This is a genomic window from Pseudomonas sp. HTZ2, assembly GCF_033173945.1.
In the GTDB taxonomy this organism is placed as follows: Bacteria; Pseudomonadota; Gammaproteobacteria; order Pseudomonadales; family Pseudomonadaceae; genus Aquipseudomonas; species Aquipseudomonas guariconensis.
This window is the reverse complement of sequence record NZ_CP137332.1, coordinates 837,325-857,512: the sequence shown is the minus strand read 5'-3', so window position 1 is coordinate 857,512 and position 20,188 is coordinate 837,325. Positions and strand designations below refer to the sequence as shown.

General features: G+C 62.3%; 13 protein-coding genes. 4 read left to right on the top strand and 9 right to left on the bottom strand.

All coding sequences use genetic code 11. The features are described from left to right. The first annotated feature begins 118 nt into the window (after positions 1 to 118). From R6G97_RS04065 to R6G97_RS04055, 3 genes are all read left to right on the top strand, one after another. Positions 119 to 928, top strand: a complete 810-nt coding sequence (locus tag R6G97_RS04065; protein WP_442800213.1) for a POTRA domain-containing protein — start codon at positions 119 to 121, stop codon at positions 926 to 928. Beyond that, on the top strand, positions 825 to 1,715 hold the full coding sequence (locus R6G97_RS04060) for a hemagglutinin repeat-containing protein (protein ID WP_442800220.1): 891 nt from the start codon (positions 825 to 827) through the stop codon (positions 1,713 to 1,715). The genes R6G97_RS04065 and R6G97_RS04060 overlap by 104 nt, the downstream gene beginning before the upstream one ends. 190 nt (positions 1,716 to 1,905) lie before the next feature. Next, positions 1,906 to 3,951 (top strand): PhoX family protein, encoded by a 2,046-nt coding sequence (locus R6G97_RS04055; RefSeq protein WP_317847836.1) that lies wholly within the window; start codon positions 1,906 to 1,908, stop codon positions 3,949 to 3,951. Positions 3,952 to 4,045: 94 nt separating this feature from the next. Here the strand turns inward: R6G97_RS04055 and R6G97_RS04050 are convergent, their stop codons facing one another. Continuing rightward, positions 4,046 to 4,357 (bottom strand): Nif3-like dinuclear metal center hexameric protein, encoded by a 312-nt coding sequence (locus R6G97_RS04050; protein ID WP_043212432.1) that lies wholly within the window; start codon positions 4,355 to 4,357, stop codon positions 4,046 to 4,048. A 2-nt stretch (positions 4,358 to 4,359) separates the two neighbouring features. Continuing rightward, positions 4,360 to 8,256, bottom strand: a complete 3,897-nt coding sequence (purL, locus tag R6G97_RS04045; protein ID WP_317847835.1) for a phosphoribosylformylglycinamidine synthase — start codon at positions 8,254 to 8,256, stop codon at positions 4,360 to 4,362. Positions 8,257 to 8,531: 275 nt separating this feature from the next. On the opposite strand from purL, the gene mltF reads away from it, so the two are divergent. Further along, complete coding sequence (gene mltF / locus R6G97_RS04040) at positions 8,532 to 9,989, top strand: membrane-bound lytic murein transglycosylase MltF (RefSeq protein ID WP_317848186.1); 1,458 nt, start codon at positions 8,532 to 8,534, stop codon at positions 9,987 to 9,989. Between the two features lie 13 nt (positions 9,990 to 10,002). Here the strand turns inward: mltF and tadA are convergent, their stop codons facing one another. The 7 genes from tadA to R6G97_RS04005 all read right to left on the bottom strand — a co-directional run bounded on the left by tadA (position 10,003) and on the right by R6G97_RS04005 (position 20,098). Further along, on the bottom strand, positions 10,003 to 10,482 hold the full coding sequence (gene tadA / locus R6G97_RS04035) for a tRNA adenosine(34) deaminase TadA (protein ID WP_043212425.1): 480 nt from the start codon (positions 10,480 to 10,482) through the stop codon (positions 10,003 to 10,005). Beyond that, on the bottom strand, positions 10,482 to 11,864 hold the full coding sequence (locus R6G97_RS04030; RefSeq protein ID WP_043212423.1) for a multicopper oxidase family protein: 1,383 nt from the start codon (positions 11,862 to 11,864) through the stop codon (positions 10,482 to 10,484). The genes tadA and R6G97_RS04030 overlap by 1 nt, the downstream gene beginning before the upstream one ends. A 182-nt stretch (positions 11,865 to 12,046) precedes the next feature. Continuing rightward, positions 12,047 to 15,292: a dermonecrotic toxin domain-containing protein gene (locus R6G97_RS04025; protein WP_317847834.1), complete on the bottom strand. Its 3,246-nt coding sequence runs from the start codon at positions 15,290 to 15,292 to the stop codon at positions 12,047 to 12,049. Between the two features lie 176 nt (positions 15,293 to 15,468). Continuing rightward, positions 15,469 to 17,046 (bottom strand): glutamine-hydrolyzing GMP synthase, encoded by a 1,578-nt coding sequence (gene guaA, locus R6G97_RS04020; protein ID WP_182817303.1) that lies wholly within the window; start codon positions 17,044 to 17,046, stop codon positions 15,469 to 15,471. 78 nt (positions 17,047 to 17,124) lie between these two features. Further along, positions 17,125 to 18,594 (bottom strand): IMP dehydrogenase, encoded by a 1,470-nt coding sequence (gene guaB, locus R6G97_RS04015; protein WP_043210622.1) that lies wholly within the window; start codon positions 18,592 to 18,594, stop codon positions 17,125 to 17,127. Between the two features lie 147 nt (positions 18,595 to 18,741). Beyond that, positions 18,742 to 19,296 carry a sugar ABC transporter ATPase gene (locus R6G97_RS04010; RefSeq protein WP_090346696.1) on the bottom strand — a complete coding sequence of 185 codons (555 nt, stop codon included), beginning with the start codon at positions 19,294 to 19,296 and terminating at the stop codon, positions 18,742 to 18,744. Between the two features lie 46 nt (positions 19,297 to 19,342). Next, entirely contained in the window at positions 19,343 to 20,098 is a 756-nt protein-coding gene (locus tag R6G97_RS04005; protein ID WP_182817301.1) for a sulfite exporter TauE/SafE family protein, read from the bottom strand. Positions 20,099 to 20,188: the final 90 nt, after the last annotated feature.

Here is a 20,188-nt window from a genome sequence, read left to right as displayed (position 1 = left end):
CATTAAACCCACCCCCACCTGACGCCCAGATGGGTACGGGACCGCATCCAAACGGTAAGTCGGATTCTTAGAATCCCCGCAAAAAAGCACATACGTGCAGCCATTGCGGGGCTTCTCCATGTCGACTTCCTTGCGTCGCTTCGCCAGGCCAATACTGGCCAGCCTGGCCCTTGCCTTGATGGTCCACCCAACTGCGTGGGCCAACGATCCCGCCACCTCGCAACTACGCGAGCAACAACGCACCCTGCAGCTTCAAGAACGCCGGCAGCGCCTCGAGCGATGGCAACGCCGTCGTCAGCCAGGCCCGGTACGGGTCGACCCTGCCCCACCTACTCGCGCAGATTCACACTGCTGGCCCACCGCCGGGTTACGCCTGAGCGGGAACCGAGTGCTATCGAATCAGCAGCTGGAAGCGGTCCTGCGTCCCCTGTGGCGCCCTTGCCTGAGCGTCGACGACGTCAACACGCTGCTCAGGGCCATCACCGACAGCTACGTCCAGGCAGGTTATCCGGCCAGCCGCCCTTACCTGGCGCATCGGCCCCAGGCCGGCAAGCCACTGGCTATCGTCATCGTCGAAGGCTTCGTCGAATCCATCGAACTGGCCGGTGCCGACCTGCCGCTTTCCTTGCGAGGCGCCTTTCCCGACCTGCTCGGTCACCCCTTGTACCTGCCCGCACTCGAGCAAGGCCTGGACCAGCTCAATCGCCTGCGGGCCTACGACTTGAACGCCGACCTGCTACCGGGCGAGATCCAAAGTGGTACACGCGTGGTCATCCACCCGCGCAGAAGTGCATATGAGCAGCCGCGCCCGCGAGGACGTCGCCCTGCACGCGCAAGGTCTGCACGTCTCGGCCACGCGGCTCGATCTGCAGACGCCCAATGGCGGCCTGCTGCTAGAGGCTTCAGGCAACCAGGACAAGCGCAGTAACCTGGACATCACCGGCGGCGCCGGCCTGACCCTCAGCCGAGGCGAACTCGACAGCCGCGGCCTGTATGGCCGGATCAAGCTCGACCTCGATAAACGCGACAACCAGACCTGGAATGCCAACACCCTACGCGCAGACCACATCAACCTGTACACCCAGGGCGATGCCCGCTTCGAAGGTACCAGCCTGGGAGCCGGACGTATCCAGGGTTCGGTTGGCGGCGACCTGTTGCTGGCCAGTCGCAAGGACCGCATCGATACCCTGACCGTCGGGGTAGATGCGCGCTTGAGCCAAGAGAAGAACCCACAAAGCTATACCAACGCGGCCAAAGCCCTGGCGGGCCCGGCATCAGGCAAAGTCGGCAATAAGACCAGCTCCGCCCTGAGCCAGGCCGAGCCCGGCTTGTCCCCTACCTTCAAGCTGGACCTGTCCCATCAACAGCGCGACACCGTGGCCCATCAAGCCACCTTCAAGGGCACCGACGGCATCGCCCTCAAGGTCGGTGGCGATGCGAAGCTGGTGGGTGCGCGCTTGCTGTCGGCAAACGGCTCTGTCGAGCTAGATGCAGCCTCCGTCACCCGCCAAACCCTCTCGGGCACCGACTACCGTCGAGATGTCTCGATCGACGCGTCCAACTCGCCGGTCGACCTGGGGACAGCCATCGCCGAGCTGGCCAAGGACAAAGGCGCGGCCGAGGGCGACAACCCACTGGATCTGGGCCTGGTACGCACCAGTGGACACAACCGCACGGAGCAATGGGCCTCGCACATCGAGCAGAAGCGCCGCTAGGCCAACCGTGGCACGAGCAGGCATGCCTGCTCGTTTTCGAGGGCAAGGCCATCCATCACACATCTTGAAAACCAATCCTGGCCGTGACGAACGGGTTTCGGCGACCCTTTCATGGTTTTGCCAAAAAATCGTCATACTTTGCGTTCAAAGTCGCGGTCTTCCTTCCACTCAGCAACGCAAGGACACCCTGATGAGTCGAGAAAGCGGCGATAACCTTGATCGCAACTCCAGCGGGAACCTGCCCATGGCCAGTGTCATGGATGCCTACCTGAGCCGGCGCAGCGTCATGCGCGGCAGCTTGGGGGCGGCCATCGCGCTGATCGCAGGGGCAGGCCTGACCGGCTGCCTGGGCAGTGGCGCCAACCAAGGCACGCCCGCTCCGGCCCGTCCCGCCACTCCCAGGCCCAGACTAGGGTTCCAGTCGATCCCCGGCTCGCGTACCGATGGCTGCGCCGTGGCCGCCGGCTACAGCGCCTATGTACTGGCGCCCTGGGGCACACCGTTGAACAGCAAGGCCAGCCCCTGGAAAGCCGACGGCAGTAACACATCCACAGATCAGGCCAACGCCATGGGCATGCACCACGACGGCATGCACTTCTTTCCCATCGGTGGCAGTTCCGACGATGGCCTGCTGGCAATCAACTTCGAATACATCGACCCTGCCGCGCTGCACCCGAACGGCCCGACCACCTCTGCCAATGGCAAGCGCCCGGCCGAAGAAGTGCGCAAGGAAATCAACGCCCACGGCGCCGGCGTGGTTCGCCTGCGCAAACTCAACGGGCGCTGGCAGGTGGTCGACAATGACCCGCTCAACCGCCGCTTCACCACCGCCTCGCTGATGGAGATCGCCGGCCCTCTGCGCGGCAGCGAGCACGTCAAGACCCGATTCTCGCCCACCGGCACCCAGTGCCGTGGCACCAACAACAACTGCGGTAACGGCTATACACCCTGGGGCACTTACCTCACGTGCGAGGAGAACTGGCCCGGCATCTTCGTCAACAAGGGCACCCGCCCTGCCGACCAAGTGCGCATCGGCGTGGCCACCTCGAGCGGCCAGTACGGCTGGGAGAGCGCCGCAGGTGACCGCAGCGAAGCCAACGACGAGTTCGCCCGCTTCGACATCACCCCTCGCGGCGCCAGTGCCACCGAGGACTACCGCAACGAAGCCAGCACTTACGGCTACATCGTCGAGATCGACCCGTACGACGCCCGCACGCGCGCCGTAAAACGCACCGCGCTGGGCCGGTTCCGCCACGAGGGCTGCTGTCCTGGCCTGGCGGTAGCCGGCAAGCCGCTGGTCTGGTACATGGGCGACGACTCCAACAATGAATACCTGTACAAGTTCGTCTCTGACGCTGTCTGGGACCCTGCCGACGCCAACCCGAGCGATCGACTGGCCACCGGCGCCAAGTACCTGGACCACGGCAAGCTCTACGTGGCGCGCTTCGATGCTGACGGCACCGGCCACTGGCTGTTGCTCGCCCCCGGCACAGCCACCACCGGCGGCAGCACCTTGGGTGCGCTGTACGGCGACCTGGCCGGGATCATTCTCAATACCCGGGGTGCTGGCGATGCCGTGGGCGCAACGCCCATGGACCGCCCGGAGTGGACGGCGGTCAATCCCCTCAATGGTGACGTCTATGTCACCCTGACCAACAACAGCGAACGCACACCGGCCACGGTCGATGCGGCCAACCCACGCGGCCCGAACCGCCACGGCCACATCATCCGTTGGCACGACAGCGACGATCAGCGCAGCTTCACCTGGGATATCTTCGTCTTTGGCGCCAATGCCGATGGCGGTGCCGACATCAATCGTTCGGGCCTGACCGAACTGAACCAGTTCGCCAGCCCCGATGGAATGAGTTTCGATAGCCGCGGTGTGCTGTGGTTCGAGACCGACAACAGCGAATCGAGCGTGACCCGCTATACCAATGACCAGTTGCTCGCGGTGATCCCCACCGATCTGGTGGACGCAAACGGCAGGCAAGTGCCGATCGATGCCCGCAACCAGGCAGACTTGCGCCGCTTCTTCGTCGGGCCGAACGGCTGCGAAGTGACTGGCATCACCTTCACTCCCGACAACAAGACGTTGTTCGTCAACATCCAGCATCCGGCCAACTGGCCCCGCAGTGACATCGCTACCGACGCCACCCCCACGGGCAGCCGCGTGCGGCCTCGGTCGTCGACCGTGGTGATTCAACGCAAGGATGGAGGAGAGATCGGCATCGGCTGATGCCTGTAGAAAGGGCCGCTACGCGTCCCATCGCAAGCGTCGAGCGCGCTGCGATGGGCTGCATAGCGGCCCCTGGGATATCACACGAACGGGTTCAGAACTCGGCGAGCCGCCAGACCTCGTAGGCTGGCGTCTCGTACGGGTGGCTCGCCTTGAGCGCGGCGACGACTTGGGCGATCAACTCATCCGCCACCACCAGCTCGACCTTCCACTCCTCCACCTGCTCGACCTGACCGGTCTGCCCGAGGTACGGCTGGCTGCCGTCCAACGGGCGGAACTGGCCCAGGCCCTGCGTCTGCCAGGCACAGTGGTCATAGTCGCCGATGCGTCCGCCGCCTGCGGCGAACACAGCGGCCTTGACCACTTCCACATGGCTCGGCGGCACGAAGAAAGCGAGCTTGTACACGTTTAGTTCACCCAGACGCGCGCATTGCGGAACATGCGCATCCAGGCGCCGTCTTCCTGCCACTCGTCCGGACGCCAGGAGTTCTGCACGGCACGGAATACACGCTCAGGGTGCGGCATCATGATGGTCACGCGACCGTCGCGGCTGGTGAGGCCGGTGATGCCGCGCGGCGAGCCGTTCGGGTTGGCCGGGTAGGCCTCGGTGACCTTGCCGTGGTTGTCGACAAAGCGCATGGCCACGCAACCGGACAGGTCCGCTTCCAACAGGGCTTCCTCGCTGGCGAACTCGGCATGGCCTTCACCGTGGGCGATGGCGATCGGCATGTGCGAACCGGCCATGCCCTGCAGGAAGATCGAGTTGGACTTCTGCACCTCGACCATCGCCACCCGCGCCTCGAACTGCTCCGAACGGTTGCGCACGAAGTGCGGCCAGTACTCGGTGCCCGGGATGAGTTCGTGCAGGTTGGACATCATCTGGCAACCATTGCACACGCCCAGGGCGAAGCTGTCGTTACGCTCGAAGAACGCCTGGAAGGCTTCACGGGCACGGCTGTTGAACAGCGCCGACTTGGCCCAGCCTTCACCGGCGCCCAACACGTCACCGTAGGAGAAGCCACCGCAGGCCACCAGGCCCTTGAACTCGGCGAAGTCGACACGACCGGCGAGAATGTCGCTCATGTGCACATCGATGGCGGCAAAGCCTGCGCGGTCGAAGGCGGCAGCCATCTCGACCTGGCCGTTGACGCCCTGCTCGCGCAGGATGGCCACTTGCGGGCGCACGCCCTTCTTGATGTACGGCGCTGCGATGTCGTCGTTGACGTCGAAGCCCAGCTTGACCGACAGGCCTGGGTTTTCTTCTTCCAGCAGGACGTCGTATTCCTGGTCAGCGCAATCGGCGTTGTCACGCAGGCGCTGGATCTGGTAGCTGGTCTCGGCCCACTGGCGCTGCAGCAGACGACGCTGGTCGTCGAACAGCACTTCGCCATTGAGGCTGATGGACACTTCGCCGTTGTTGACCGGCTTACCGATCACCGCGACGCAGTCGCCCAGGCCAGCGGCGCTGAACTGTGCCAGCACGTCCGGGGTGGCGTCCTGGCGAACCTGGATGACCGCGCCCAGCTCTTCGTTGAAGAGAATGGCCGGTACGTCGCCTTTGCTGTCGGTCAGCGGATCGAGTTGCAGGTCCAGACCGCAGTGGCCAGCGAAGGCCATCTCCAGCACGGTGGTCAGCAGGCCGCCGTCGGAACGGTCGTGGTAGGCCAGCAGGTGGCCGTCGGCGTTCAGGCCCTGAACCACTGCGAAGAAGGCCTTGAGATCCTCTGGGTCGTCGACATCCGGTGCCTGGGCGCCGAGCTTGCCGAAGGTCTGGGCCAGGATCGAGGCGCCCATGCGGTTCTTGCCGCGGCCCAGGTCGATCAGGATCAGGTCGGTCTCGCCCTTGTCCATGCGCAGTTGCGGCGTCAGGGTGTCACGGATGTCGACCACCGGTGCGAAGCCGCTGACGATCAGCGACATCGGTGCGGTGACGCTCTTCTCGACGCCGTCCTCGCTCCATTTGGTCTTCATCGACATGGAGTCCTTGCCCACCGGAATGGTCAGGCCCAGCTCAGGGCACAGCTCCATGCCGACGGCCTTGACGGTGTCGTACAGGCGGGCGTCTTCACCCGGGTGCCCAGCCGCGGACATCCAGTTGGCCGACAGTTTGATGTCGGAGAGTTTCTCGATACGGGCACCGGCCAGGTTGGTCAGTACTTCGCCGATGGCCATACGGCCAGAGGCTGGGGCATCGAGCAGGGCCAGCGGGGTGCGCTCGCCCATGGCCATGGCTTCGCCGGTGTAGACGTCGAAGCTGGTGGCGGTGACGGCGCAGTCGGCCACCGGGACCTGCCACGGGCCGACCATCTGATCGCGGGCGACCAGGCCGGTGATGGTGCGGTCGCCGATGGTGATCAGGAAGCTCTTGCTGGCAACGGCCGGGTGGTGCAGGACGCGCTCGACGGCGTTGTCCAGGTCCAGCGTGCTCGGGTCGAAGTCATCGCCCAGCTCGGCTTCACGGGTGACCGAGCGGTGCATGCGCGGCGGCTTGCCGAGCAGCACATCCAGCGGCATGTCCACCGGGGTGTTGTCGAAATGGCTGTCGGTGACGGTGAGGTGTTTCTCCTCGGTGGCTTCGCCGACCACGGCGAACGGGCAGCGCTCGCGCTCGCAGATGGCCTTGAAGCGCTCGAAGTCCTCGGCGCTGACCGCAAGCACGTAACGTTCCTGGGACTCGTTGCTCCAGATCTCGTGCGGGGCCATGCCCGGCTCGTCGTTGGGCACGTTGCGCAGTTCGAAACGCCCACCGCGACCACCGTCGTTGACCAGTTCAGGGAAGGCGTTGGAAATACCACCGGCGCCGACGTCATGGATGAAGGCGATCGGGTTCTTGTCGCCCAGTTGCCAGCAGCGGTCGATGACCTCCTGGCAACGGCGTTCCATTTCCGGGTTTTCGCGCTGTACCGAGGCGAAGTCCAGGTCGGCGGAGCTGGCGCCGGTGGCAACCGACGAAGCCGCGCCGCCACCCAGGCCGATCAGCATGGCCGGGCCGCCGAGCACGATCAGCTTGGCGCCGACAGTGATTTCGCCCTTCTGCACGTGGTCTTCACGGATGTTGCCCATACCGCCGGCGAGCATGATCGGCTTGTGGTAGCCGCGCACTTCTTCACCACGCGGGGTATCGATGGCCTGCTCGAAGGTACGGAAGTAGCCGGTCAGGGCCGGACGGCCGAACTCGTTGTTGAATGCGGCGCCGCCCAGGGGGCCTTCGACCATGATGTCGAGAGCGTCGACGATACGGCCCGGCTTGCCATAGGCCTGCTCCCACGGCTGTTCGAAGCCAGGGATGCGCAGGTTGGAAACGGTGAAGCCGGTCAGGCCGGCCTTGGGCTTGGCCCCACGACCGGTGGCGCCTTCGTCGCGGATCTCGCCGCCGGAGCCGGTGGAGGCGCCGGAGAACGGGGCGATGGCGGTCGGGTGGTTATGGGTCTCGACCTTCATCAGGATATGCACCGGCTCCTGGACCGCGCCGTACTGGCGGGTTTCAGGATTCGGGAAGAAGCGGCCCGCCACGTGGCCGACGATGACCGAGGCGTTGTCCTTGTACGCGGACAGCACGCCTTCGCTGTGCATCTGGTAGGTGTTCTTGATCATGCCGAACAGGCTCTTTTCCTGAGCCTGGCCGTCGATGTCCCAACTGGCGTTGAAGATCTTGTGGCGGCAGTGTTCGGAGTTGGCCTGGGCGAACATCATCAGCTCGATGTCGTTCGGGTTGCGCTTGAGGCCCTGGAAGGCATTGACCAGGTAGTCGATCTCGTCTTCGGCCAGGGCCAGGCCCAGGTCGACGTTGGCCTGGGCCAGTGCGGCACGGCCACCGCCGAGAATGTCCACGGAGGTCATCGGCTTGGGCTGGGCATGGCTGAACAGGTCCGCTGCGTCCTCCAGACGGGCCAGCACGCGCTGGGTCATGCGGTCGTGCAGCTCGGCGGCGATCAGCGCGACGTCGGCATCGGACAGCTCCCCGGCGACGTAGTAGGCGATACCGCGCTCCAGACGCTGGATGCTCTGCAGGCCGCAGTTATGGGCGATGTCACTGGCCTTGCTGGCCCAGGGCGAGATGGTGCCCAAGCGCGGGACCACCAGGAACAGGCGACCGGCCGGCTCCTGGACCGGAACGCTCGGACCGTACTTGAGCAGACGCCCCAGCACCTGCTGCTGGTCGGCGGTCAGCTCGCCATCGACATCGGCGAAGTGGGCGAATTCGGCATACAAACCAGTAACAGCGGGGACTTTCTGGCTCAGTTGCTCGAGTAACTTACCGTGGCGGAAGGCAGAAAGGGCAGGAGCGCCGCGCAGGATCAACATCGTCGGGACAGCCTCAGGAAGGGGTGTGCTTAGAGGCCGTGCATTCTAGCCTAATTCGCAGACTTTCGGCACCCGCTCTAAGCCAATGCTGCCGGGCGGCGGAACCGGACTTCGGGGTCAGAAATATCGCTTCAAGCGGCAAGCCTCAAGCGCAAAGAAAATGCAGGCCGCCACGGTCCGCTTTTCGCTTATCGCTTGCCGCCTGAATCAGCTAGCAGACCTGCCAACCATTGTCGAGATATGGCGGGACCGGTCCTTTGCGTATACTGCAACCTATGTTCGCCCTCACTGCTTTGCGCCAGCGCTGCGCCAGATGGCTCTTCGCAACCGGACTCTTCCTGCTGCTCGGTGCCTGTGTTGAAAAACCCAGCACCCTCGAGCGCGTCAAGGAGGACGGCGTGCTGCGCGTGATAACTCGCAACAGCCCCGCCACCTATTTCCAGGACCGCAACGGTGAAACCGGTTTCGAGTACGAACTGGTCAAGCGTTTTGCCGACGAACTGGGCGTGAAACTCGAGATCGAGACCGCCGACAGCCTCGATGAACTGTTCGACCAGCTGGGCAAGCCCTCCGGCCCGGTGCTGGCCGCCGCCGGACTGGTCAGCAGCGAAAAACGCACGGCCCAGGCAAGGTTCTCCCACCCTTACCTTGAGGTGACCCCGCAGGTCATCTACCGCAACGGCCGCTCACGCCCCACCAACGTCAAGGGGCTCATCGGCAAGAAGATCATGGTGCTCAAGGGCAGCAGCCACGCCGATCAACTGGCCGAACTGAAAAAGCAGAATCCTGCCCTGGTATACGAAGAGTCCGACGCGGTCGAGGTCGTTGATCTACTGCGCATGGTCGATGAAGGCCAGATCGACCTGACCTTGGTGGATTCCAACGAACTGGCCATGAACCAAGTCTACTTCCCCAACGTCCGAGTGGCCTTCGACCTGGGGGATTCCCGCGATCAACGCTGGGCGGTTGCCGCCGGCGAAGACAACAGCCTGCTCAACGAGGTCAACGATTTTCTCGACAAGTCGCAGAAGAACGGCACCCTTCAGCGCCTGAAGGATCGCTACTACGGCCATGTCGACGTGCTCGGCTATGTCGGGGCCTACACCTTCGCTCAACACTTGCAGCAGCGCTTGCCCAAGTACGAGAAGCATTTTCGCACCACCGCCAAGGCCGAGCAGGTGGACTGGCGCCTGCTGGCGGCGATCGGTTACCAGGAATCGATGTGGCAGCCGGAGGTTACCTCCAAGACCGGCGTGCGCGGCTTGATGATGCTGACCCAACGCACCGCCCAGGCCATGGGCGTGTCCAATCGCCTGGACCCGAAACAGAGCATCCAGGGCGGCGCCAAATATTTCATGCTCGTCAAGGACCAGCTCGACGAGAGCATCAAGGAACCGGATCGCACCTGGTTCGCCCTGGCCGCCTACAACGTCGGCAGCGGCCACCTGGAAGACGCACGCATGCTAGCCAAACGAGAAGGCCTGAATCCGAACAAGTGGCTGGACGTGAAGAAAATGCTGCCGCGCCTGTCGCAGAAGCAGTGGTACCGCAAGACCCGCTACGGCTATGCCCGCGGTGGCGAACCGGTGCACTTCGTGGCCAACATCCGCCGTTACTACGACATCCTTACCTGGGTGACCCAGCCGCAGCTCGAGGGGCAGGTGGCCGAAGGCAACCTGCACGTGCCAGGGGTCAACAAGGACAAGCCGGCCGAACAGCCCTCGCCGATGTGACGCACAGGCGTTGCTAGCACTTGGCCCGCCGTGCCTTGAAGAAATCGCTCAGAATCTGCCCGCACGCCTCGGCCAATACCCCTCCCTCGAACATCACCCGATGATTCAAAAAGCCCTGGGTGAAGAACTGCCCCTGGCTCTGCACGATCCCGGCCTTGGGCTCCAACGCGCCATAAACCACCCGCGCAATGCGCGAATGCACGATCAGCCCGGCGCACATGCTGCACGGCTCCAGTGTCACGTACAGCGTACTGCCGGGCAGTCGGTAGTTGCTGGCGGCCTGCGCGGCCGCACGGATAGCTACCATCTCGGCGTGCGCACTGGGATCGCTGTCGGTGATAGGACGGTTGAAGCCCTGTCCGATGACCTGGCCATGCTGCACCAGCACCGCGCCAACCGGCACCTCGCCCATGGCCGCCCCCTGTGCGGCGAGTTCCAAGGCTAATTGCATGAATTCCTGATCGCGGCTGCGATCGATGATCTGCGGACGCATCAGACCACCGCTATCGCGGCCATAAGGCCGGTTTCCATGTGGTCAATCACATGGCAATGGAACATCCAGGTACCAGGGTTATCAGCCACCAGCGCTACCTGGGCGCGCTCGTTCTTGCCCAGCAAATAGGTATCGGTGAACCAAGGTTCGACGATCTTGCGGCGATTGGACGCAATTACCTTGAAACTCATGCCATGCAAATGAATGGGATGCTGGTACTGGGTCATGTTTTTCAATTCGAAGATGTAACTCTTGCCCTTCTTTAGCGTGGCGATCGGGCGATCGGCGCAGGTCTTGTCGGTGATGTCCCAGGCCTGACCGTTGATCTGCCACAAGCTCGGTGGACGACCGTTGTCGGTATCCACCGACACCTTGCCGGCCCATTCGAAATTGAAGTTGAGCTTTTGCGCATTCTCCAAGTCCGGCTCGGCGATCGGGTTGGCCGGTAGCGCCTTGGGCCAATCCCCCGGCGCCTGGTCGCTGGCCACCGAACGCAGGGTCCCCAAGCGCACGAAGCCGTCACGCAGAGAAATCTCCTCGCCTGCCTCGGGGATGCGGATCGCCAGGCAAATGCGCATGCCTGGGCCGAGCCAGTAATCCTCTTCCAATACACGCGGAGTGACGGGATTGCCATCGAGCGCGTACACCCGCGCCTCGCAGTTGCCCTTGAGGTTGATGCGGTAGGTCCAGGTGTTGTCCAAGTTCAACAGACGCACCCGCACCACCTGGCCTGCCGGCAGCTCGGTGACCGCGTCCGCCTGGCCGTTGATGGTGATCAGGCGCCCAGCCGTACCGTTGCGCGCGGCTTCGCGAGGGATACTGAACGGCAGCCAGCCCCCCTGTTCGTCCACGTGCCAGTTCTTCAGGCTCAAGGTCCGCTCATGCAGGAAACCGGTAGGCTCGCGCTCCTCGACGATCAACGGACCGACCAGGCCACGCCCCAGCTCTTCGGAACTGCTGACGTGGGGGTGGTACCAGTAGCTGCCAGCATCGGGCACACGGAACTTGTAGTCGAAGAACTCGCCCGGCTTGACTGGCAATTGCGAAACGTAGGGCACCCCGTCCATTTCCAACGGCAGACGGATGCCATGCCAATGGATGGTCGTTTCCACGGGCAGGTGATTGATGAAGCGCACCCGCAACCAGGTGCCCTGACGGACACGCAGTTCAGTACCTGGCGCCGAGGGGCCAAAGGCCCAGGCCTGGGTTTTGAACCCCGGCACCAGCTCCACGTCCAGCGGAGCAGCGATCAGTTCATAATCGTGCCCGGCGTTCTCGTCCTCGACTTTGCCCAACCAGTAACGCGCCGCGCCTCCGGCGCCCAAGCCAACCACGGCAAGGCCGGTCAGGCCCTTGAGCATTTGTCGACGGGTAAAGGACATCGGTGCGGGTACCTCGTTTCTGCGCAATCAGTCTGCCAGCAGTGCTGGCAATGAAGGGCGAATACGATACACCTGCATTTGCGAAAGATTAAGTGAAGTATTGAGCGGGCGACTGGATCACCTTGTCGCAGCGGGAGCGCGCAGAAGGCCTGACTCCCCATAACCCTCTACGCGCCTCGCTATCAATTGCCCGCCTGTCCCACCGTCGCACTCCAGGAATTCTCCGCTCCTGCCCGGATTTTCAACCGCCGCCCAAAGGGGGCATAGAAATCAACGGCAGCATCTCGAAATTCGAGATACGCCAGAGAACGCATCCCCGCCTTGGGCTTCAACACATCGTCAAGCAGGTCCGCGTAATCTGGACGTACGCGCTTAAGTGTGTCGAGGAACATCTGAGGACCACTGATTGCAAAGATCTTGCGCATATAGGGATTGGTCCCGTCAGCGTTTAGCCCGCGGGAACTTTCCAGCTCCCGCAGTGCGTCGATCTCATTGATCCAACGACGATAGGCCGCCTGCTGGATCTCCTGCAGGACCGGATTACCGGCGTGACTCGCAAAATGGCTGTTACCTGGGCCGTAAAAGCCCATTCTTGGTGACGAGACTGCCCCACCGGTCAATACATCATCCGGCCCCGCATTGAGTTCAGCGTCTTCGAACGCCCCGACCATGACGTCATCACAATCCATGTAAAGACCGCCGTATTCGTGAATCAGGCGATACCTCAAGATATCCGAAGCGGCCGCCAGATTTTGTCCGGTGCCACTGCGAAAGTAACGATAAGGCACCACGGTTTCATTATCGGTAAGAAACTTGAAGAAAAACGGCTCGTCCCTCAGCTCTGAAACCACCATGTTGGGGAACTCGGCGAACGCCTGTTTCAACCGATCCAGTTCACCCGTGAACGCGGCATTATCGACGTCCAGATGCAGCGTGAACTTCAAGCCAGGATTGGCACGAATGTTCGTCTTCATCGTTTCAATCAATTCTCCCCTGGGCCCTCGCTCACCAAGCCAAATCTGGTGAACTTCCCGGTTGATCGCACGGGCCTCCTGCGAGACGCCCGGAATACGAGGAAACGTGTAGATCTCATAACGCACGCCGAACCGAAGCGATGCCCGAGCCGCAAGAAACGACTTCACACTGCCTTGCTTCCAGACACCCTTATTGTTCAGCCAGTGGACCTTTCCATCATAAGATTTCCATCCCCCGATATCGGCATCGAAAGTGACGCGCGTGCCCTCGGCGGAGTTCATCGCGTAATACGTGTCTATCTGTTGTTCTTCTTCGAACGCCGGGCGCACCTCGATACCATCCAGGGGCACTTCGATCTGTACGGGAGGATGTGCACGAACCAGGGTAATGCCCGGTTTGACACGCTCCGGCAACGGCTCAGCCTGCGCTGTCACCTCGATGAAACTCTCACCACCGCGCAGGCCAGGTTTGACATCGATATCGGAATAAAACCCCTTCAACCGTTTGATATAGGGGCCTTGGATATCGGCCTCGTATGGAGAAACGATTCTGTACTGCCCTGCGCGCTCGATGCGCTCGACACGGTATACCTTGGCATGTACCCGAGCGTAGCGAGTGAGGACTCCGGAAGCTGCGTCGGTTTCCTGATAGACAGCGCCGAAATCATCCACCACCCATTTGCCGCCCTCGCCCAGCGACCCGTTGTATTCGAACTTGGCCAGTTCATCGCGCAGTTGGGGTGACAATGAACGAAGGCCGTCGGGCTCGATACCGAACGCCTTCACACTGTCAAAGGTTTGAGCATGGAGGTTGGCGCGCGCCTGCCTTTGCGTCTCTTCATGCGCGCGACGGGCCATTCGCTCATCGGCCGATTCATTGGCCCGCTCTTCTCGCTGACGGGCAATCTCTTGCTCCTGCTGCTCTGCCGTAGTGGCATTTTCCAGTTTTTCCTGGGGGGTGAGCGTATTTGCCTTCTGCCCTATCTCGTCCGCAGCCCCTGGGGTGACCGTATCGCCTACCCGCGCCGCAGCGCCTGCAGCCTTGGCCAGCTCCAAGGTGGCTGGCACAGCGTTGAGAATGCCAAAGAAGATGCGGCGCTTGCCTTGCGCCTGATCCTCGACCGTGCCGTTGACGACCTCATCGGCTCCCAAGCCGATCAGCGCAGCGGACATCGTTGCCACGGGCAGCCAAAGTGCCGGGATCGCCATTGCAACGATACTGGTGATAGTCAATGCGGTGGACAGTACCTCGCCTGCGACCCCTTGATTGTAAGCGGCACGGCTTCGAATCAGCCGCACGGCATCGGACTGCAGACGGCTTTTCAGAGAGTTTTTGAAATGTGTGAACGGCCAAGGATGTAGAGCGGGGCCGAGGCTAATTTCATCGTGCGGATTCCAGCGGGAGTAATTGCCCACATGCCAAGAGGGAAAAGCCCCCAGCCCCAACAGCGCTGTCTTTAGGCCTGACACGAATATCCCGTCCGGGTCGTCTTCGGCCTTGAAATGACCTTCCAGAACCGTGCGTCGCTGAGTGAATCTGCACTGCAGGGCGAACCAGTCGCAAAACGCTGCCATATCCTCAAAACCCTGCAGCGGCGAAGAATTGCCGGGGATGTAAACCAGCAGGCGTCCGGACTGTTCATCCTTGAAGACAATAATGTCGCTCGCCGTATAGCGATAAACCAAGAGCTCGCGAATGCTAACGACATGCTGATCGAGCGCCGCTTGTTCGAACGCCTGGTAAGTCAGTGTTTCCCAAGTGGTGGACACCTCAAGCCCCAAGGCCCTGAGCACCATGTACTTGTCATTGAGCGTCAGCGAACCTTCTTCATGCTGAACAAAGGCAGCCCTGAGCACCGATGCCTTGATCAGCAAGTTGTAATCGCGCTCATGAAGACGCCAGAAGTTCTCCAAGTGCCTCAGATAGTTCGCTTGAAGATCGGCCTCCCAGGCGAAATGTTTGAACTGCTTCGGGTCCAGGCGGACTTGCGTATCACTGGAAAAGCGCTGAGGCGTGGTCTTGCGATAGATCGCCTCATAGGCAAAGCAGTTATCCAACGGCAGAGGCGCCTCGCTGATGACCGTGGGATAGCCCTCGACCCTGAACGCCTCCAATGTCCCAAGATGACTAAAGAGGCTGCCATCACCCTGTTGCTGCCAATTACGCATCAGGGCATCGGTCAAGGTCATGGACGATGCGATGTTTGCGCGTTGATCACCCTCATCCCAGGCATCGATATACAAGGTCGTGATGAACAGATCATCAGGGTCGATATCCAGCGCCAACGCTTGCAATACATAGGCCTTGGCCACGTCATGGGCGAATTTGCGCGGCGATGGATAGTCCAATGCCTGCTGGTTCACGAAGTCCTTCAATAAAAAAGGCCCACTTGCTTCCTGCCTGGAGGCAGTTACTTCGTCGTATAAATCCTGGAAAACGCTTCGCTCGGTCATTTCGACAGTCCTTCGCAATGAAGGCCATAGCATGCGAAGTCTGTCGATTCTTAAAAATCCAACTATTTACCACCTGCTGAGAACCCGCCATCCGCTGCGGCGCGCCCAACAAAAAGCCCGCAGATATGCGGGCTTTTTGTTGGCGCTTCAGTTGCCGGGTTACTCCGGCAAGCCGGTCATTCCCACTCGATGGTGGCTGGCGGCTTGCTCGACACGTCGTAGGTGACGCGGGAGATGCCGTCGATCTCGTTGATGATACGGCCGCTGACGGTTTCCAGCAGCTCGTATGGCAGGTGCGCCCAGCGAGCGGTCATGAAGTCCACGGTCTCGACGGCGCGCAGGGCCACGACCCAGGCGTAGCGACGGCCATCGCCAACGACGCCGACCGACTTGACCGGCTGGAAGACCACGAATGCCTGGCTGGTCTTGTGGTACCAGTCGGCCTTGCGCAGTTCTTCGATGAAGATATGGTCAGCGCGACGCAGCAGGTCGGCGTATTCCTTCTTCACTTCACCCAGGATACGCACGCCCAGGCCTGGGCCCGGGAACGGGTGACGGTAGACCATGTCGTACGGCAGGCCCAGTTCCAGGCCGATCTTGCGTACTTCGTCCTTGAACAGCTCGCGCAGTGGCTCGACCAGCTTGAGGTTCATTTCTTCCGGCAGGCCGCCAACGTTGTGGTGCGACTTGATCACATGGGCCTTGCCGCTCTTGGCGCCCGCCGACTCGATCACGTCCGGGTAGATGGTGCCCTGGGCAAGGAACTGGATGTTCTCCAGCTTGCTGGCTTCGGCATCGAACACGTCGATGAAGGTGCGACCGATGATCTTGCGCTTCTTCTCCGGGTCGGTTTCGCCGGCCAGGTTGTCGAGGAACTGCTGCTCGGCATCGGCGCGGATCACCTTGACGCCCATGTTCTCCTTGAACATGGCCATCACTTGGTCGCCTTCGTGCAAGCGCAGCAGGCCGTTGTCGACGAAGACGCAGGTCAGTTGGTCGCCGATGGCGCGGTGCAGCAGCGCGGCGACCACCGAGGAGTCGACACCGCCGGACAGGCCCAGCAGCACGTTGGCCGAGCCGACTTGCTCACGGACCTGAGCGATGGCGTCTTCAACGATGTTGGACGGGGTCCACAGGGCCTCGCAGCCGCAGATGTCCTGGACGAAGCGGGACAGGATGCGACCGCCCTGCTTGGTGTGGGTCACTTCCGGGTGGAACTGCACGCCGTAGTAGCCACGCGCGTCGTCGAACATGCCGGCGATCGGGCAGCTCGGGGTGCTGGCCAGCACGTGGAAGTTGCCCGGCATCTGGGTGACCTTGTCGCCGTGGCTCATCCAAACGTCCAGACCCAGTACACCGTCGTCATCAACGTGGTCTTCGATACCGTCGAGCAGGCGGCTCTTACCGACCACATCAACACGGGCGTAACCGAACTCGCGCAGGTCGGAACCTTCGACCTTGCCGCCCATCTGCTCGGCCATGGTCTGCATGCCGTAGCAGATGCCCAGTATCGGCACGTTCAGGTCGAAGACCGCTTGCGGTGCGCGCGGGCTGTTGGCTTCGTGGACCGACTCGGGGCCGCCAGCGAGGATGATGCCGCGTGGGTTGAATTCGCGGATCGCTTCATCGTCCATGTCGAACGGGTGCAGTTCGCAGTAGACACCGATCTCGCGCACGCGGCGGGCGATCAACTGGGTGTACTGGGAACCGAAATCGAGGATCAGGATGCGGTGAGCGTGAATGTCGAGGGCCATGACTCAATCTCGTCAGTGGAAATCGGAAACGACGCGGGGCTGTCGTGACAGCCCCGCTAACAGGTATTGCTGGAAGCCTTAGCCTACGCGGTAGTTAGGGGCTTCTTTGGTGATCTGCACGTCATGCACATGGGACTCGGCCATGCCGGCACCGGTGATGCGCACGAATTCAGGCTTGGTGCGCATCTCTTCGATGGTCGCGCTGCCGGTGTAGCCCATGGAAGAACGCAGGCCACCCATCAGTTGGTGGATGATCGCAGCCAGGGCGCCCTTGTACGGCACACGGCCTTCGATGCCTTCCGGAACCAGCTTCTCGGCGCCAGCCGAGGAGTCCTGGAAGTAACGGTCCGAGGAGCCTTGGGCCTGTGCCATGGCGCCCAGCGAGCCCATGCCGCGGTAAGCCTTGTAGGAACGGCCCTGGAACAGCTCGACCTCACCCGGCGCCTCTTCGGTGCCGGCGAACATCGAACCCATCATGACGCAGGAGGCGCCAGCGACGATGGCCTTGGACAGGTCACCGGAGAAGCGGATGCCACCGTCGGCGATCAGCGGTACGCCAGTGCCTTCCAGTGCGGCGGCGACGTTGGCGATGGCGCTGATCTGCGGCACACCGACACCGGCGACGATACGGGTGGTGCAGATCGAGCCCGGGCCAATACCGACCTTGACCGCGTCAGCGCCGGCTTCGGCCAGGGCTTTGGCAGCGGCGCCGGTGGCGATATTGCCGCCGATCACCTGCACTTGCGGGTAGGTCTCTTTGACCCAGCGAACGCGATCGATCACGCCCTTGCTGTGGCCGTGGGCGGTGTCGACCACCACCACGTCAACGCCGGCGGCAACCAGGGCGGCAACGCGCTCGCCGGTATCCTTGCCGGTGCCGACCGCAGCGCCGACGCGCAGACGACCTTGGTCGTCCTTGCTGGCCAGCGGGTAGGCCTTGGCTTTTTCGATGTCCTTGACGGTCATCATGCCCTTGAGGCTGAACTTGTCGTCGACGATCAGGACTTTTTCCAGGCGGTGCTTGTGCAGCAGCTCGCGGACTTCGTTCTTGTCGGCGCCTTCGCGCACGGTGACCAGACGCTCTTTGGGCGTCATCACTTCACGAACCTTGGCGTCCAGGCGGCTTTCGAAGCGCACGTCACGGGAGGTGACGATGCCGACCAGGTCGCCGTTCTCCAGCACTGGAACACCGGAGATGTTGTTCAGGCGGGTCAGGTCGAACAGGTCGCGCACGGTGGCGTCGGCGTCGATGGTGATCGGGTCCTTGACCACGCCAGCCTCGAACTTCTTGACCTTGCGCACTTCGGCAGCTTGCTGCTCGATGGTCATGTTCTTGTGGATGATGCCGATGCCGCCTTCCTGGGCCATGGCGATGGCCAGGCGCGCTTCGGTCACGGTATCCATGGCGGCGGAAACCAGGGGAATGTTCAGCTCGATGCCGCGGGTCAAACGGGTCTTGAGACTGACTTCATTGGGCAGTACCTCAGAATAGCCAGGTACAAGGAGAATATCGTCGAAGGTCAGGGCTTCTTGGCTGATACGCAGCATCGCGGGGGCTCCCGGGCGGGAAAAATGGAAGCGCGCCATTATACTCATCCACGGCGCGCCGCTCAATGCAATTCAAGCTCCAAGTTACAAGCGGCAAGCGACGAGATTCACTCCACCCACGTCTGCGCTTTTGCTGTCGCTTGCCACTTATGGCTGGCAGTTGACCTGCACCACCGCCACCGGCTGGTCCAACCAGTCGGCGAAGCTGTCGAGAAAGGCCTGGGTGAACCCGGCCTCGCCCCAGTTGTTGAAGATGAACCCCAGGTTGGAAAAGGCGCACGGCTGCAGGAACAAAAAGCCGTTGATATCGTCCTCGAAGCCGCACAGCGGGCAGGTGAAGTTGTCGCTCACCCCAGGCATCCACTCCTCCAGGCTCTCGAACAGCGGCTCGCCGATTTCGCGCCGACACTCAGGGCAACCCGCTTCTTCGAGAAAGCCCTCGGTCGGTGTATAGATGCAGCGCTTGAGCATCACCTCCAGGCCGTTGATCTGCTCGCCGAAGGGGAGTCGTTCCGGATGCAACGCGACCTTGCGTGCGCCCTGGGCCAAGGCGTACCCCATGCGATTGCCGGTGCGCCCACAGGTGCTGAGCTGCTCCTCGACGATCTTCTCGCGCACCAACCAGCGCAGGATCGCCCGGGCACGGGCTTCGTGGACCGGGACGGTGGAGAGTTTGGGAACGATGATGCTCTGGGTGTTCATGAACGAAACGGGCCTGCGGACTGCGGTAATAGCGAGATTCTACCGCTCAGCCGCCCAGGTAGCGACCGATCAACGCCACGCCACTGCCCAGCACCAGCCAGGTGACCACACGCACGAAGGCTTCGCGGGACAGCCTCAAGGACAGGTGCCGCCCCAGCCACAGCCCGGCAGCCATCACCGGCAGCAGGCAGGCCGCGACAAACAACAGGCTGGCATCGGCGTATACCCCGGCAGCAACAAACAACGACAGGCGCACAACAGTACTGCAACTGATGAGCGCACTCTGGGTCGCCCTTGCCTGTTCCGTTGAATCCAGCCGGGCATTGAGGTAGATCGCATACAGAAAGCCACCGCTGCCGAACAAGGCGCCGAACAGCCCACCCGCCGTGCCCATCGGCACCGCCCAGGCGCCTGCGAGTCGCGCCGGCCGCACCTTTACGGCCAGGCCATACAACGCATACCCGGTCACGAACAGGCCCATCAGCAACAGCAGAAGGTCCGATTTCAGGCGTAGCAGAAAGACCACGCCCAAGGTACAGCCCAGCGCCATGCACGGCAGCAAGCGCAGCAGTTCGCCACGCACCACCGACTGGCGCGATGGCAACCAGTTGCCAAAGGCCGCGACGAAGTCCAGCAGCACCAGCAACGGAATGATCCGCGACAATGGCATGAAGTGGATCAGCACCGGCCCCGCCACCAACGCCGTACCGAAACCGGCGATACCGAACACGATGTAGGCCACGCCTACCCCCAGCAGGATGGGCAGCCAGTCGAGACCTGAAAACGGCAATTGAGCAAGCATGGGCATGACTCCTGAAAACACCGAGACAGGTTAGCCAGGCACGAGCCATGCCGACTAATATGCCTTTTCACCCTGAGATATCTCGAAAAG